This is a genomic window from Rhizobium sp. Root1212, assembly GCF_001424985.1.
Lineage (GTDB): Bacteria > Pseudomonadota > Alphaproteobacteria > Rhizobiales > Rhizobiaceae > Pararhizobium.
This window is the reverse complement of record NZ_LMDA01000001.1, coordinates 369898-383698: the sequence shown is the minus strand read 5'-3', so window position 1 is coordinate 383698 and position 13801 is coordinate 369898. Positions and strand designations below refer to the sequence as shown.

The 13801-nt window shown below is 64.1% G+C and carries 14 protein-coding genes; 4 read left to right on the top strand and 10 right to left on the bottom strand.

Annotation, left to right across the window (positions count from 1 at the left end):
• Positions 1 to 91 precede the first annotated feature (91 nt).
• Positions 92 to 1945, top strand: coding sequence for an adenylate/guanylate cyclase domain-containing protein (locus ASC86_RS01870; RefSeq protein ID WP_056315292.1), 1854 nt, complete (start codon positions 92 to 94; stop codon positions 1943 to 1945).
• Between the two features lie 17 nt (positions 1946 to 1962).
• Here the strand turns inward: ASC86_RS01870 and ASC86_RS01865 are convergent, their stop codons facing one another.
• From ASC86_RS01865 to ASC86_RS01845, 5 genes are all read right to left on the bottom strand, one after another.
• On the bottom strand, positions 1963 to 3750 hold the full coding sequence (locus ASC86_RS01865; RefSeq protein WP_056315290.1) for a diguanylate cyclase: 1788 nt from the start codon (positions 3748 to 3750) through the stop codon (positions 1963 to 1965).
• A gap of 19 nt (positions 3751 to 3769) precedes the next feature.
• The gene (locus ASC86_RS01860) at positions 3770 to 4369 is read right to left on the bottom strand and encodes a DUF922 domain-containing protein (RefSeq protein ID WP_056315288.1); all 600 of its coding nucleotides are present in this window, start codon (positions 4367 to 4369) and stop codon (positions 3770 to 3772) included.
• Between the two features lie 99 nt (positions 4370 to 4468).
• A complete protein-coding gene (locus tag ASC86_RS01855) occupies positions 4469 to 4651 on the bottom strand; it encodes a hypothetical protein (RefSeq protein WP_056315286.1) in 183 nt (60 codons plus the stop codon).
• Between the two features lie 149 nt (positions 4652 to 4800).
• Complete coding sequence (locus ASC86_RS01850) at positions 4801 to 5637, bottom strand: aldo/keto reductase (RefSeq protein WP_056315284.1); 837 nt, start codon at positions 5635 to 5637, stop codon at positions 4801 to 4803.
• A gap of 87 nt (positions 5638 to 5724) precedes the next feature.
• Complete coding sequence (locus ASC86_RS01845) at positions 5725 to 6906, bottom strand: MFS transporter (protein ID WP_056315282.1); 1182 nt, start codon at positions 6904 to 6906, stop codon at positions 5725 to 5727.
• Between the two features lie 132 nt (positions 6907 to 7038).
• Between ASC86_RS01845 and ASC86_RS01840 the strand changes: the two genes are divergently transcribed.
• The gene (locus tag ASC86_RS01840) at positions 7039 to 7953 is read left to right on the top strand and encodes a LysR family transcriptional regulator (protein WP_056315281.1); all 915 of its coding nucleotides are present in this window, start codon (positions 7039 to 7041) and stop codon (positions 7951 to 7953) included.
• A gap of 298 nt (positions 7954 to 8251) precedes the next feature.
• Positions 8252 to 8977, top strand: coding sequence for a gamma-glutamylcyclotransferase (locus ASC86_RS01835; protein ID WP_244477504.1), 726 nt, complete (start codon positions 8252 to 8254; stop codon positions 8975 to 8977).
• Here the strand turns inward: ASC86_RS01835 and tam are convergent.
• The 5 genes from tam to ASC86_RS01810 form a co-directional block, all read right to left on the bottom strand.
• Positions 8955 to 9725, bottom strand: a complete 771-nt coding sequence (tam, locus tag ASC86_RS01830) for a trans-aconitate 2-methyltransferase (RefSeq protein WP_056315279.1) — start codon at positions 9723 to 9725, stop codon at positions 8955 to 8957. The genes ASC86_RS01835 and tam overlap by 23 nt on opposite strands.
• A 4-nt stretch (positions 9726 to 9729) precedes the next feature.
• Positions 9730 to 10398, bottom strand: coding sequence for a haloacid dehalogenase type II (locus ASC86_RS01825; protein ID WP_056315277.1), 669 nt, complete (start codon positions 10396 to 10398; stop codon positions 9730 to 9732).
• 108 nt (positions 10399 to 10506) lie between these two features.
• A complete protein-coding gene (locus ASC86_RS01820) occupies positions 10507 to 11067 on the bottom strand; it encodes a phosphatase (protein WP_056315276.1) in 561 nt (186 codons plus the stop codon).
• Positions 11068 to 11187: 120 nt separating this feature from the next.
• On the bottom strand, positions 11188 to 12228 hold the full coding sequence (locus tag ASC86_RS01815; protein ID WP_056315273.1) for a zinc-dependent alcohol dehydrogenase family protein: 1041 nt from the start codon (positions 12226 to 12228) through the stop codon (positions 11188 to 11190).
• Positions 12225 to 12773: a GNAT family N-acetyltransferase gene (locus tag ASC86_RS01810; RefSeq protein ID WP_244477503.1), complete on the bottom strand. Its 549-nt coding sequence runs from the start codon at positions 12771 to 12773 to the stop codon at positions 12225 to 12227. Before ASC86_RS01810 ends, ASC86_RS01815 begins: the two co-directional genes overlap by 4 nt.
• 129 nt (positions 12774 to 12902) lie before the next feature.
• On the opposite strand from ASC86_RS01810, the gene ASC86_RS01805 reads away from it, so the two are divergent.
• Positions 12903 to 13790 (top strand): branched-chain amino acid aminotransferase, encoded by an 888-nt coding sequence (locus tag ASC86_RS01805; RefSeq protein WP_056315271.1) that lies wholly within the window; start codon positions 12903 to 12905, stop codon positions 13788 to 13790.
• Positions 13791 to 13801: the final 11 nt, after the last annotated feature.

Here is a 13801-nt window from a genome sequence, read left to right as displayed (position 1 = left end):
ATCGCAAGCAGTGCTGTGAGGCTTGCGCGTGAAACTCGCGGCAAAATCATGTACTCTGTTTGCTGCGGAATTCATGTTGGGGAGCCGAGACATGGAGCGCAAATTATCTGCAATCCTGGCCGCCGACGTGGTCGGGTACTCAGCGCTCATGGAGAAAGACGAAGCGGGCACCTTTGACCGTCTTCGCGCGCGGCGTACCGAGCTTTTTGAGCCCGAGATCGCCGCTCATCATGGGCGCATCTTCAAACTCATGGGTGACGGCCTTCTCGCGGAATTCGGCAGTGTGGTCGATGCCGTCGAATGTGCCGTCTCCCTCCAGCGTGGAATGGCGGATCGCAATGCTTCCGTTGCCGAGGAAGAAAGGCTCGACGTCCGCATCGGCATCAATCTGGGCGAAGTGATCATCGAGGGTGACGACCGCTATGGCGAGGGCGTGAATATCGCCGCGAGACTGGAGCAACTCGCGCCTCCGGGCGGCATCTGCGTTTCGGGCAAGGTGGCGAAAGAGGTCGACAACAAGCTCGCCTTTGCCTTCGATTCCGCCGGGCGCCAGAAGGTCAAGAATATCGAAGAGCCCATCGATGTTTATCTCGTGCGCATGGATGCCGCACCGCGCCTGAGGCTTTCGCGCAGGCGGGGCCGCAAGTGGTGGGCGATTGGAGCTTCGGCCGCCATCGTCGCCGCAATGGCTGCCGGAATAGCGTTTTACTATCCGCTGAGCGCGACGTCTTCTGCCGTTTCCGGCGCGATGCCCGGTGTCGCCGTGCTTCCGTTCAAGGATCTGAGTGCCGACAAGACCTTGGGATATTTGGGGGAAGGGGTGGCGAACGACGTCATCGCCATCCTCTCGCGTTTTTCCGATATTGCGGTGGTCTCGCGAACATCCTCCTTCGCCTATGGGAACCAGGAAGGCGACGTCCGCCAGATCGGTAAGGAATTGGGTGTCGGCTATGTCGTCGAAGGCAGTGTGCGCAAGGAAGGAGACAAGGTCCGCATCGTTGCGGAACTCATCGATGCCGATACGGGCGACCATGTTTGGGCAGACCGCTTCGACAAGAGCGGGAGCGACCCATGGGCGCTTCAGGACGAACTGACCGGCAAGATTGTCGGCGCGATGACAGGCGAGTGGGGTGCGATACGAAAAGCAGACTATAGCCGGGCGTGGGGACGAGACAGCACCAACCTGGCCGAATATGACTATTATCTGCGCGCCGAAAGCCAACTGAACCTTTTCACGAAAGAAGGTCTCGAGCGTTCGGGGGAAATCTCGCAACAGGGGCTGCAACTGTTTCCCGACTCCCCGCTGTTGACCGTGGAGCTGGGGTGGTCTCATTGGTTGAAGGTCGGCCTGCTTTACAGTTCGGCCCCTGAGACCGATCTTCAGCAAGCCAATCTTCTGGTGGACAAGGTTCTGGCAAACAAGAACCTGAGCCCGCAGGTGGGGCGGTTGGCGCATTGGCTGCGCGCCTGGCTTCTAACGCTTAAGCCGGATCATGACGGCGCCGTTGCGGAAATGAACAAGGCCATCGCGGCGGCACCTTACAATGCCTTCACCCTCACGGATGCCGGAAGTATTTTCCTGCAGGCGGGCCAACCCGAAAAGGCGCTGGAACTGACCGATACGGCAGCCGCCCGCGACCCCGGTCTGGCATGGTTCTTCAACTATGTGAGAGGCTTCATTTTCATCGTGATGGGGCGGAACGAAGACGCCGTGAAGGTGCTGGAGACCACGGAGTTCGCCGACGCGCCATTGCAACTCGCTGTTGCCTATATGCGCCTTGGCCGTGAAGCGGAGGCCAAAGCCGCCGTCGAGAGAATGCTCAAGACCGCGCCGGATGCCACTATTCAATCCTGGCGCCAAGCCTGGCACTTCCGGGACCCCTCCATCCTTGATCAGGCTGCGGCCGATCTTGCGCGTGCCGGCCTTCCGGGCCGTGCGCCATAGCCGAATACAATGATGCTCTAGCCTTCCAGGCGCACCCCCGCGCCAATCCCCGAAGCCGCCACCGTCCTGTTGCGCCCGCCCGCCTTCGCCTCCAGCAAGGCTGCGTCCGCTCGCGTGAGCAGCGTCGGCACCGGCCCGTGCCGCGGGGCTTCCGCGACACCGATCGAGACGCTGACGGTGCCGAGGATGCGGCCGCGGTGGGTGAGGGGGGTGGAGCCGATGCGTTCGCGCAGGCGTTCGGCGAAATCGACCGCGGCCCGCTCGCTGAGGCCGGGAAGAAGCACGGTGAATTCTTCGCCGCCGAAGCGATAGACATTGCCCCGCGTTTCCACCGCATCCACCATGATCTGCGCCACATATTGCATCACGACATCGCCGGCATCGTGGCCGAATTCGTCGTTGAAGCGCTTGAAGTGGTCGATGTCGATCATCAGCAGGCAGAGCGGTTCCCCGCCGGATCGGTTCAGCGCCTCGTCCAGGCTGCGGCGGTTCAGCAGACCGGTCAGCGCGTCGCGCAGCGCAAGGTTTGTCAGACGCTCGCGCAGCTTGAGGTTGGCGAGCGCAAGGCCGATGTTTTCGGCGATCAGTTCCAGATAGAGCCGCGAAGCCTCGATGGCGGGAACATCGCCGGCGCGTTCCTCGAAATAGAGCAGGCCGACGGTATCGCCCTGTGCGGTCAGCGGCACGCAGAGCCCGGTCGCCTCTCCCTCGTCGAGATGCTGGCAGACGACATCGCTCTGGCCGCGATTGCTGACATGCGGCCGGCCGCGGCGTAGCGCCCAGCAGGCGCTCGATTCGAAGGCGGCTGCCGAATGGCGCGGCTCGAGCCAGGTGCCGGCGAGCGACAGCGCCGTGCGGCTGTCGTTGAGCACATAGAGATGGCCGGCGAGATCGGGGAAAATCTGCGGCGCAAAGCGCGAGACGACTTCGGCCAGCTCGGCCTGCGCCTGGCAGGCCTGCAACCGGTGCAGCATCTGCAGGATCAGATCCTTGGTCTGCTGGTCGCGGCGGCGTTCGGCATCCAGCCGGTCGCGCTCCAGCCCATTGTCGCGAAAGATCTGGATCGCCTCGTTCATTTCGCCGATCTCGTCGCGGCGTCTGTCGGTCGGCACTTCCACGGCGTAATCCTGCCGGGCAAGGCGGGTGACGATGCCGGTCATGCGGGTCAGCGGCGTGGCTACACGGCGTTTCAGCACGAAATAGAGCACGCCGAGGAAAAGCGCGGCGGTAAAGCCGAGCATGGTCTTGGCGGCGATGCCGAACCAGTCGCTGCGCGATTTCGCAGCATCGAGCGCCGCGCCGGTGCGGGCCGTCGCCAGCTGGCGAAAGCGGGTCACGGCCTCCAGAAGCGCCGTCTGCTGCCGCTCGTGCGCGGGGCCGAACAGGGTGGATTGCGCGCCCGCCTTGTCGCCGGCCTGATAGGCGGCGACGGCCGGGCTCTCGATCTTGTCGAGCGCCTCGGCATGAGCCTCGATTTCCTCGAGGGCGGCCAGCTCCGCGGGCGAGGCTTCGAGCGCGCGCACGCCGCGGATCGCCGCTTCATGCCGGCGTTCCTCATCCTCGCGGCCGCGAAAAGCGTCCAGATGCCGCTCCTCGCCGCGCATGACGTAAAGCCGCGCCTCGTCCGAGCGCTCCTCGGCGCCAAGCGCCAGTTCCTCGCCAAGATCGTCCAGCGCCAGATGCTCCTCCACGGCGCGGCGTTCCTGCTCTGCGCTGCGGGCGGACAGGATGAAGGCGGTGCCGGACAGAACCGTCAATGCCACGGTGATGCCATAGGCCCAGTTGGTGATCGTGCTGATGCGCATGGTTCGATGCTACCCTGACTTATCGGCCGCCATTGACGAGCGCGAGCACCAACTGGTGAACCGCGCCGCCATCGTTCATTTCCACCCGGTCGAAATCACGGTTTTTCTGTTGCCGCGCATCGGAGATGGGGCCGAGGATTTTCACCATCTGCTCCCGGATCTTGCGGCAGCCGGGATCGTTCTCGACCGTCAGCCCCACCGTCTGCCGCTCGATCTCGTGGACCATGTCGACGATCATCCGGCCATGCACCTTTTCATGGGCGGCGACGCCGTCGGAAAAGCGCTGCCACAGGTTTTTGGTTTCGCCGGTCAGCTTTTGCGAGGGTTTGGGCAGAGCATAGGTGATGATCAGCTTCGGCCGGGCGGAAGCCAGCACGCAGGCCTTGCCGTGCTGCTGGTAGTCGCGCGTCCAGGTCAGCTTGAAATTGGTATAGGCGATGGTGCGCCGGCCTTCGCCGATCTCAGGCCCGCTGGCGCCGATCGAGGCATAAAGCTCCGGCCCCGTCGTGCCGCTGATCGTATAATAGGCTGATTTCTCGACCGGCTGCCAATCGTCGGCAAATGCGGACGTTCCGGCCAGAAGCAGGACAAGAAGGGCCGGCCCGAAGCTTTTCTGCACGCGTTTCCCCGTCGTCGATGGCGATGGGCGGACCCTACTGCATAATGGCCGGCACCGGAATCGGTTTTAGGAGCTTATGCAGCCGTTTTCGCTTGGGGGTCAGTCGTTGGCGAGGGCCGGTGCCTTATCCTTGATGCCGAGGCGCACCTTCTGGCCGGCGGCATAAGAACGCGCGTGTTCTTCGATGCCGAATTCCCGCTCGCCGGCGACCCCGTCGCTCTCGACGACGCGCACCAGCCATTTGCCGTCCGATGCGATGATACTGATGGAATTGGGAGCCATGACTTCCTGCCTGTTATCTTGGGGCGGAAGCTTTTTAAATCTTCACCGACAGTGCCCGTATCAACTCCTGCCGGTGCGGTGATTATACGCCTCTTTGCCCCCCTGTCGATAATCTTTTGTTATGACAGGGGAGCGACAGGCCGTTACGGCTAGGCGGCCTCGTCCCAGACGGGCGCAAGACCTTCCGGATTGACGATGCGGCCATCCGGGCGGGCAAGACCGTGGATCGCCTTCATCTCACCCTCGGCAAGGTTGAAATCGAAGACGTCGAAATTCTCCTGAAGACGGCTCGCCGTCGCGGTTTTGGAGAGCGTCACGACGCCCTGTTGCTGGATCAGCCAGCGCAAAACCACCTGTGCGGCCGTCTTGTTGTGACGGCTGGCGATGTCCTGCAGCAGCGGGTCCTTCGGCACCTTGCCGTTGGCCATTGCATAATAGGCGGTGATCGACATGCCGAGCCGCCGGGCGTCGTCCAGCACCTTCGTCTGGTCGAGATAGGGGTGGTATTCCACCTGGTTGGTGACAAGAGGCGCCTTGGAAAGGCGGGCGGCCTCGTCCATCTGGCGGGTGTTGAAATTGCTGATGCCGATATGGCGCACGAGGCCTGCCTCACGCACGGCGTTCAGCCCTTCCACCTGCTCGGCGAGCGGCACCGGGTTGCCCGGCCAGTGCAGGAGCAGCAGGTCGACGTAATCGGTTTTCAGCTTCTTCAGGCTTTCCTCGACGGAGGCCGCAAAGCTGCCGCGGGCATATTTATCGACCCAGACCTTGGTCGTCAGGAAGATATCGGAACGGGCCACGCCGGATTGCTGAATGGCGGTGCCGACTTCAGCCTCGTTGCCATAGATCTGGGCGGTATCGACATGGCGGAAGCCGAGCCGCAAGGCCTGCGGCACGATGTCGAGCACCTCGTTGCCCGGCATGCGGAAGGTTCCGAAGCCGAGCGCGGGGATATCAGCGCCATTGGCCTTGACGATGGTTTGCATGGGTTTCTCCTTCAAGGGGAGCCCGGCGCGAGGGCCGGGCGGGTTGTCGTCTAAGATGGGGCGAAAGGCTGTCGCGTCAAGCCGGTTTCAGGCCGGCTGGGCAACCGCTTCCGGCTTCCGGTCGAGCGCCTGGCTGATGACGGTCAGCACCAGCGCACCGAGGACAAGCAGGGCGCCGACCCAGGGCGTTGCGGTGAGGCCGAGCGGCGAGGCGACCACCAGGCCGCCGATCCACGCCCCGGCCGCGATGCCGAGGTTGAAGGCGGCGATATTGAGCGCCGAGGCGACATCGACCGCACCGGGGCGATGCTGGCGGGCAAGCTGGACGACATAAAGCTGCAGGCCCGGCACATTGGCGAAGGACAGGAAGCCCAGCGCAGCCAACGTGATCAGCGCCGGAATGGCCGAGATCGCCGTGAACGAGAACAGCACCAGCACGGCGGCCTGCGCGGCAAAGAGCCAGACCAGTGCTTTCACCGGATTGCGGTCGGCAAAGCGTCCGCCGAGAATATTGCCGGCAGCAATCGCCAGCCCATAAAGCACCAGCACGAGGCTGACGGAAGAGGCGGCAAAGCCGGTGACCTCCTGTAGCATCGGCGCAAGGAAGGTAAAGGTGACGAAGGTGCCGCCGTAGCCCAGCGCCGTCATGGCGAAGACGATGAGCAGCCGGCCGCTGCCGAGCACGCGGACCTGATCCATGAGGCTCGCAGGCGCTGCCTTCGACAGCGTCGACGGCAGGAGGGCGGCGATGCCGATGAAGGCGATGGCGCCGAGGCCGGCCACGGCAAAGAAGGTGGCGCGCCAGCCAAAGGTCTGGCCGATGAAGGTGCCGAGCGGAACGCCGGTGACGATGGCGACCGTCAGCCCCATGAACATCATGGCGATGGCCGAGGCACGGCGGTTTTCCGGCACGAGATCGGCCGCGATGGTCGAGCCCACCGAGAAGAACACGCCATGCGCGAAGGCAGACAGCACGCGGGCGACGAGCAGCAGCTCATAGCTCGGAGAAAACGCAGCCATGGTGTTGCCGGCGATGAACAGCGCCATCAGGCCGAGCAGCAGCGGCTTGCGCTCGATCCGGCCGGTCAGCGCCGTCAGGATCGGCGCGCCGAAGGTGACACCGAGCGCATAGATGGAAACGATCAGGCCGGCGACGGGCAGCGTGATCTGGAGATCCTGGGCCACCGTCGGCAACAGCCCGACGATGACGAATTCGGTGGTGCCGATCGCATAGGCCGCGATCGTGAGCGCAAAGAGAGCAAGGGGCATAAAACACCTCTTCGCCCGGTCAAGGCGGGCGGTTCCGGGTTATCGATGCCGGCAATATGGCGAAAGACCACTTGCATGATAATCCGCAGGAATGGATAAATGCCTTTGAATTGAATTCAAAGGATGGGGCCGATGGACAACCGGGCAGGGGAGATGGAAGTGTTCGCCACGGCGGCGGAGCTGCGCAGCTTTTCAGCCGCCGGCCGCAAGCTGAAGCTCTCGCCATCGGCCGTCAGCAAGCTCGTCACCCGCATGGAAGACCGCCTCGGCACCCGGCTTCTGGTGCGCACCACCCGCTCGCTGCAATTGACGCCGGAAGGCGAGATCTATCTGGCGCGGGCACGCCGCATCCTCGCCGATATCGCCGAAACGGAGATCGTGGTCTCCTCCGGCGGGCAGGCGGTGCCGCGCGGTTTGCTGCGCGTCAACGCGCTGGTCGGCTTCGGCGAGCGCTACATCATGCCGCTGATCGGCGATTTCCTGGCGCTCTATCCGCATGTGCAGCTCGACCTGTCGCTAACCGACGGCGTGATCGATCTTGTCGAGGAGCGCACCGATATCGCCATCCGCTCCGGGATTTTGCGCGATTCGAGCCTCAAGGCGCGAAAACTGCTCGAAACCCGCCGCGTGGTGGTGGCCGCGCCGAACTATCTCGCACGGCGCGGCACGCCGCAGACGCCGGATGATCTCGACGCCCACAATTGCCTCGATTTCAACTTCCGCCGCAACCGCGACGGCTGGCCCTTCCTCGATCCCGAGACCGGCCATGTCATGATGCGGCCGATCAGCGGCAAAATGCTGATCAATTCCGGGGTGATGCTGCGCCGGCTCTGTCTGGACGGCATCGGCATCGGCCGCATCGGCTATTTCCATGTCGAACGCGATATCGCCGCGGGCCGGCTGGTGACGTTGCTGGAAGATCACCGTCCGGTGGACGAGGAAGTCATCCACGCAGTCTTCGCCGGCCACGAACACCTCGCCACCCGCATCCGCGCCTTCATCGATTTCCTCGTGGAGCGCATCGGTCGGGGTGTGGAGAAGGAATAGAGAACGAACTGCAGTCTCTCTGTCGTCCCCTCTCCCCGCTTGCGGGGAGAGGGCTAGGGTGAGGGGCGGACTCTCCGTTCCCGATAATGTTGCGCCTTGGCCCCTCATCCGGCCTGCCGGCCACCTTCTCCCCGCTCGCGGGGAGAAGGGATACGCCGCACCTTCCGTCGTTTTTCGTCTCCTGCTGGGGATGGCAGACGAGGTCCGTTACAGCCTTTCGGCTTGACGCCCGCTTTGGCAGCGGCCATCTAAAAGGGGATCGCGGCCTCGCGCCGCAGGAAATGATCCGAGACCTGCCATGCCTGCCAAGCGTATCATGTCACTGACGTCAGAACTCGTGGCCCTCTGCCATCGCGAGGAGCCGGATCGGGGGCTCGACGGCCGTTTCACGCCGCTCACCGACGACGACTACCGCATTCTCGCCGAAAGGCTGGAGGCGGAATCCGACCACGGCCCGCTCTGGGTCTTTGCCTATGGCTCGCTGATCTGGAAGCCGGAATTCGATGCCGTCGAGATGCAGCCCGCGACCGCCTTCGGCTGGCACCGGGCGTTTACGCTGGAGATCAACAGCTGGCGCGGCTCGCGCGAACAGCCGGGCCTGATGATGGCGCTTGCCAAAGGCGGCCGCTGCGACGGCGTCATCTACCGCCTGCCGGACGGCAACCGGCTGGAGCAGATCGAGCGCATGCTGCGCCGCGAGGTGAGCGAAACGGAAGGCGTGCAGGCTGTGCGCTGGCTGCCGGTGCGCACGGCCGAGGGGCCGAAAACGGCGCTCGGCTTCTGGGTCGGCGAAACCGCCCGCAGCATTTCCCATCGCCACCCGCCTTCCGAAGTCGCGCATATCCTGGCGCGCGCCTGTGGCCACATTGGTTCCGGCGCCGAATATCTCTACAACACCGTCTCGCACCTCGAAGAATTCGGCATCCGCGACCGCAACCTATGGCGCCTGCAGGCCCTGGTCGCCGCCGAAATCCGCAAGCTGCACCGGCTGGAGGAGTCTTTCACGACCGCACCGCCACGATAAACAGCCGCGGAAACTTCAGCAGCACTCTCCCATCAGCGAGCGGCGGATAGGCGGTCCTGATGCGCTTCAGGTAGGCCGCCGCATAATCCGCGCGTAACTCGTCCGGCAGCGCATCGAGATAGGGGCGCAGCCCCGTGCCCTTCACCCATTCGACGATCGCCTCGGCATTCGCGAGCCGGTGATAATAGATCGTGTGCCAGACCTCGATTTTAGCGCTCAAGGGCGCAAGCCGGTCGATATAGACGGCCGGAGAGGGCAGGGCGTTCCTGTTACGCGGGTCTTTGGCAAAATGGGCAGCGAAGGACGCCTCTGCTGCAACCTCCCGCATCGCCACATGGCTCGGCTCCATCAGATTGTCCGGCATCTGCACCGCGAGAGCGCCGCCGGAAACCAACCCGCCCATCAGCCGTTCGAGGATATCGAGATGACCGGGCAGCCACTGAAACACGGCATTGGCATAAAACAGCGCCGCCGGCGCCGACGGCTGCCAGTCGGCAAGGTCGCCTTTCTCGAATGTCAGCTGCGGCAGGCGTTTGGCCGCGGCCGCGAGCATGTCGTCGTCGCTGTCGATGCCGACAGGGGCGCGGCTTTCAAAACGCTCGGCGATCAGTTCTGTGGAGTTGCCCGGCCCGCAGCCGAGATCGTAGAGCGCGCCGTCAGGCAGATCCGGCACCTGGGCAAGCAGATCGCGCGCCGGCCGGGTGCGTTCGTCCTCGAATTTCACATATTGCGCCGCCGACCATGCCATCGGTTCAGCCGTCCTGATGCTGTTTCAGGCTTTCGAGCGAGGGCAGGATCACCGCCGGCCCGAAATCCTCGTATTCGTCCGGCATGTCGGCACGGTTGATCCAGACGGTGCGGAAGCCGAATTTCGTCGCCCCCGCGATATCCCAGCGGTTGGAAGACTGGAACGACACGACATGGGGATAGAGCCGGTAGTTGGTGGTGACGATGTCGTAGACGGCGGGCGCGGTCTTGAAGGCGCGCACTTGTTCCACCGAGAAGATATCGTCGATCACCAGATCGAGCCCGGCCTTGGCGACGGCGGATTTCAGCATCGCCTCGGTGCCGTTGGAAAGAATGGCGATGCGCGCGCCATCGGCCTTCAGGCCCTTCAGCACGGAGGGCACTTCCGGGTAGCAATCGAGGTGCCAGTAGGCGTCGAGCAGGGCGGGCTTCAGCGCCGGATCGGCGGAGGGAAAGCGCCGGAAGGCATAATCGAGCGATTGCTTGGTCAGCGTCCAGAAATCGGCATGCGCTCCCATCAGCGTCCTGATCCAGGAATATTCGAGCTGTTTTGCCCGCCACAATTCCGAAAACGCCTGTCCGTCCGGCCCGATCGCCTCGGCATGCCGGCGCACGGCGGCGTGGACGTCGAACAGCGTGCCATAGGCATCGAAGACATAGGCGGCAAACGCCATGGAACCCTCCGGAATGAATGCGGAATCGCGCGATCCGCCAAAGACGTTGGGTCAAGATAGAGCCGCCGACATGGCAAGGCCAGAGGGAAAGGCGGCCGCTGCTAAAACTCAGCCCTTTGCGGGCTTCCACACCTTGGCCGGAAACCGCAAAGCCTGTTTACCAAGCTTGCCCTTCAGCCCGAGCGCGGTATCGCAGAGCCCCACCACATGCCGGTTCGGCTTGGCTTCCGGCCGCAGCGCATGCAGGGCGGCCGCGGCCTCATCCGGCTCCATGTAGCGACCGAGGATGCCAAGCGTCAGGGCCGTCGAGCGGCCGATGCCGCGCAGGCAATGCACAAGCAGATGCGCATCGGCCGGTAGGGTATCGATAAAAGCGAAGGCAGCCTCGATATGGGCAAGTTTCGCGGCATCCGGCTCGTCCGGGTCCATGACGTCGCCGAACTGGAGCTGCAGGTGACGCTCCTCCGGCAGGTCGATCATCGACAGCAGCTTCGTGCCGGTGGCGCGGATCGAGATCAGATGGCTCGGCGCCCAGTCGGCGCGGTTGTGGCGTGCCTCGGTCTGGGAGGCGACGATGATCCTCAGCGGCCAGCCATGCGGATGGGCGGCGTTTGCGGCAAGGACGGGCGCATAGAGCATGTCCGTCTGTTTTTCCGCGGCAAGTGCCATGAGCATTCTCCCTGATTCCTCGCGGCAAATTACCAGCGCCATGCCGGATCGGGGAGGGGGAAAATTGAGGGACGGTGTCGTTGCCTCCCCCTCCTCCCCGTGGGGAGAAGGGGGCCGCCCTCAAAACCGCGTAATCACGCTGATCCCGAGATCGGTCGCCGTATCCATCGTCGTCAGCACAGGGATCGCCTCGTCCAGCGAGACATGCCGGCCGATCAGTTTTTGCGGATTGAGCTTGCCCGATGCGATCATGGCCAGCATCGCTTCGTAGCGCCAGGCCTGCATGCCGTGGCTGCCGTAGATTTCCAGCTCGTGGCCGATCACCTGCGCCATCGGGATCTGCGGCGCGGCATGCTCGCCGAGCATCAGGCCCACCTGCACATGCCGGCCGCGCCGGCGCAGGTTCTTGATCGAGTTGAAGCAGGTGACGGGCGAGCCCAGCGCATCGATCGACACATGGGCGCCGCCACCGGTCAGGTCGCGCACGGCTTCGGCCACATCGCCGGTCGCCGTCGCATCGATGGTCGCGACCGCGCCGATCTCGCGGGCGAAGGAAAGTTTCGTCTCCGAGATATCGACGGCGATCACGTTGGCCCCGAGCGCCGAGGCGATCATGATCGCGGAGAGACCCACCCCGCCGCAGCCATGCACCGCCACCCATTCGCCGCCCTTGACGCGACCCTGGTCGGCAATGGCGCGGAACGAGGTGGCAAACCGGCAGCCAAGGCTCGCGGCCGTGGCGAAATCGATGGTTTCCGGCAGGCTCACGAGGTTCTGATCGGCGTAATCGATCGCCACATATTCGGCAAACGAGCCCCAATGGGTAAAGCCCGGCTGGAATTGGTTGGGGCAGACCTGCGCGTTGCCGGAATGGCACTCGCCGCAGCGGCCGCAGCCGGAAACGAAGGGAACGGTCACCCGGTCGCCGACCTTGTAGCGCATCACGCCCTTGCCGGTGGCGGTGATGATGCCGGCAAGCTCGTGACCGGGCACGTGCGGCAGGTTGATGTCGGGATCATGGCCCATCCAGCCGTGCCAGTCGCTGCGGCAGATACCCGTCGCCTCCACCTTGATGACCACGCCGTCTTCGTTCGGTGTCGGGTCCGGCAGGGTACGGATGTCCGGCGTGCCGCCAAAACTCTCGTAATACATAGCTTTCATCGGTTGGCTCCTGCGTTTGGGTGTTGCCGGCGGGTGCGCCTGGCCATGAGGATTTCGTCGAATTCCTGCCCGTCCTGCAGGAAGCCGCCGGGCACGCGCCCAATCGCGGCAAAGCCGGCCTTTTCATAAAAACCGACGGCGCCGGCATTATCGGCCCGGACGGCAAGCTCCAACTGGCGGATACCGAGGATGGCGGCATGACGGTCCAGCATGTCGAGCAGCGCCTCGGCCAGCCCCGTGCCGCGCCAGATCGCGCGAACATAGACCATGATAACAGTGGCGCGATGGGCCATCTTGCTGGCGCGCTGGCGCATCAGGCCCATGATGGCGACCGGCGTCTCGCCCTCGAAGGCGGCGAAGATGGCGTTGTCGACGAGATGCCGCTGCCAGTCGGCGTCCGAAATCCCCAGCCAGTCCTGCGTGGTGCTGGCAAAAGCGCCGGGGTCGCGCTGCAGCGATTCGAGCCGGATGGCGCGGAAGGCAGGGACATCAGCGGGCGAAAGCATGCGGATGACCGGCATGGTTGGGTGCATATTGTCGTTCATGTGCGCAACCTACCCAAGCCCATCTTGCCGATCCAGATTGGGCGGCATGACTTTTTTTGATAGACCTATTCACCCCAGTTCTCGATTTTCCGGCTATGCCGGGAGAAAGACGAAGCAAAGGAGATCACCATGGCCGTCGATACCAAACCGCGCAGCGCCACCTGGACCTATGTGGACGGAGAGTGGCTTTCCGGCAACCCGCCGCTGATCGGCCCGACCTCGCATGCCATGTGGCTCGGCTCCACCGTGTTCGACGGCGGCCGCTGGTTCGATGGCATCGCGCCCGATCTCGACCTGCACTGCCAGCGCGTCAACCGCTCGGCGCTGGCGCTTGGCCTGAAGCCCACGGTGCCGGCCGAGGATATCGAGGCGCTCGCCTGGGAAGGCGTCAGGAAATTCGACGGCAAGACCGCCATCTACGTCAAGCCGATGTATTGGGGCGAACATGGTTCGCCGGGCAGCGTCGTCACCGTCGATCCCGAATCGACCCGCTTTGCCCTTTGCCTGTTCGAAGCGCCGATGGGCGAGGGGCCGGGCGGCCAGTCGCTGACCATCTCGCCCTTCCGCCGGCCGACGATCGAGTGCATGCCGACGGATGCCAAGGCCGGCTGCCTTTATCCGAACAACGGCCGCATCCTCGCCGAAGCCCGCGCCCGCGGCTTCAGCAACGCGCTGGTGCGCGACATGCTCGGCAACATCGCAGAAACCGGCTCGTCGAATGTCTTCATGGTCAAGGACGGCGTCGTCTTCACGCCGGCGGCAAACCGCACCTTCCTCGCCGGCATCACCCGCTTCCGCGTCATCGGGCTTTTGCGCGAGGCCGGTTTCGAGGTGGTCGAGACGACGTTGACCTCAGCCGATTTCGGGGCCGCCGACGAGATTTTCACCTCGGGTAATTATTCCAAGGTCGTGCCGGTCACGCGCCTCGAAAGCCGCGAACTCCAGCCCGGCCCTGTCGCCGCCAAGGCGCAGGACCTTTATATGGACTGGGCGCATTCGACAGCGTCGGATTTGTAAGGCTGGCGGGG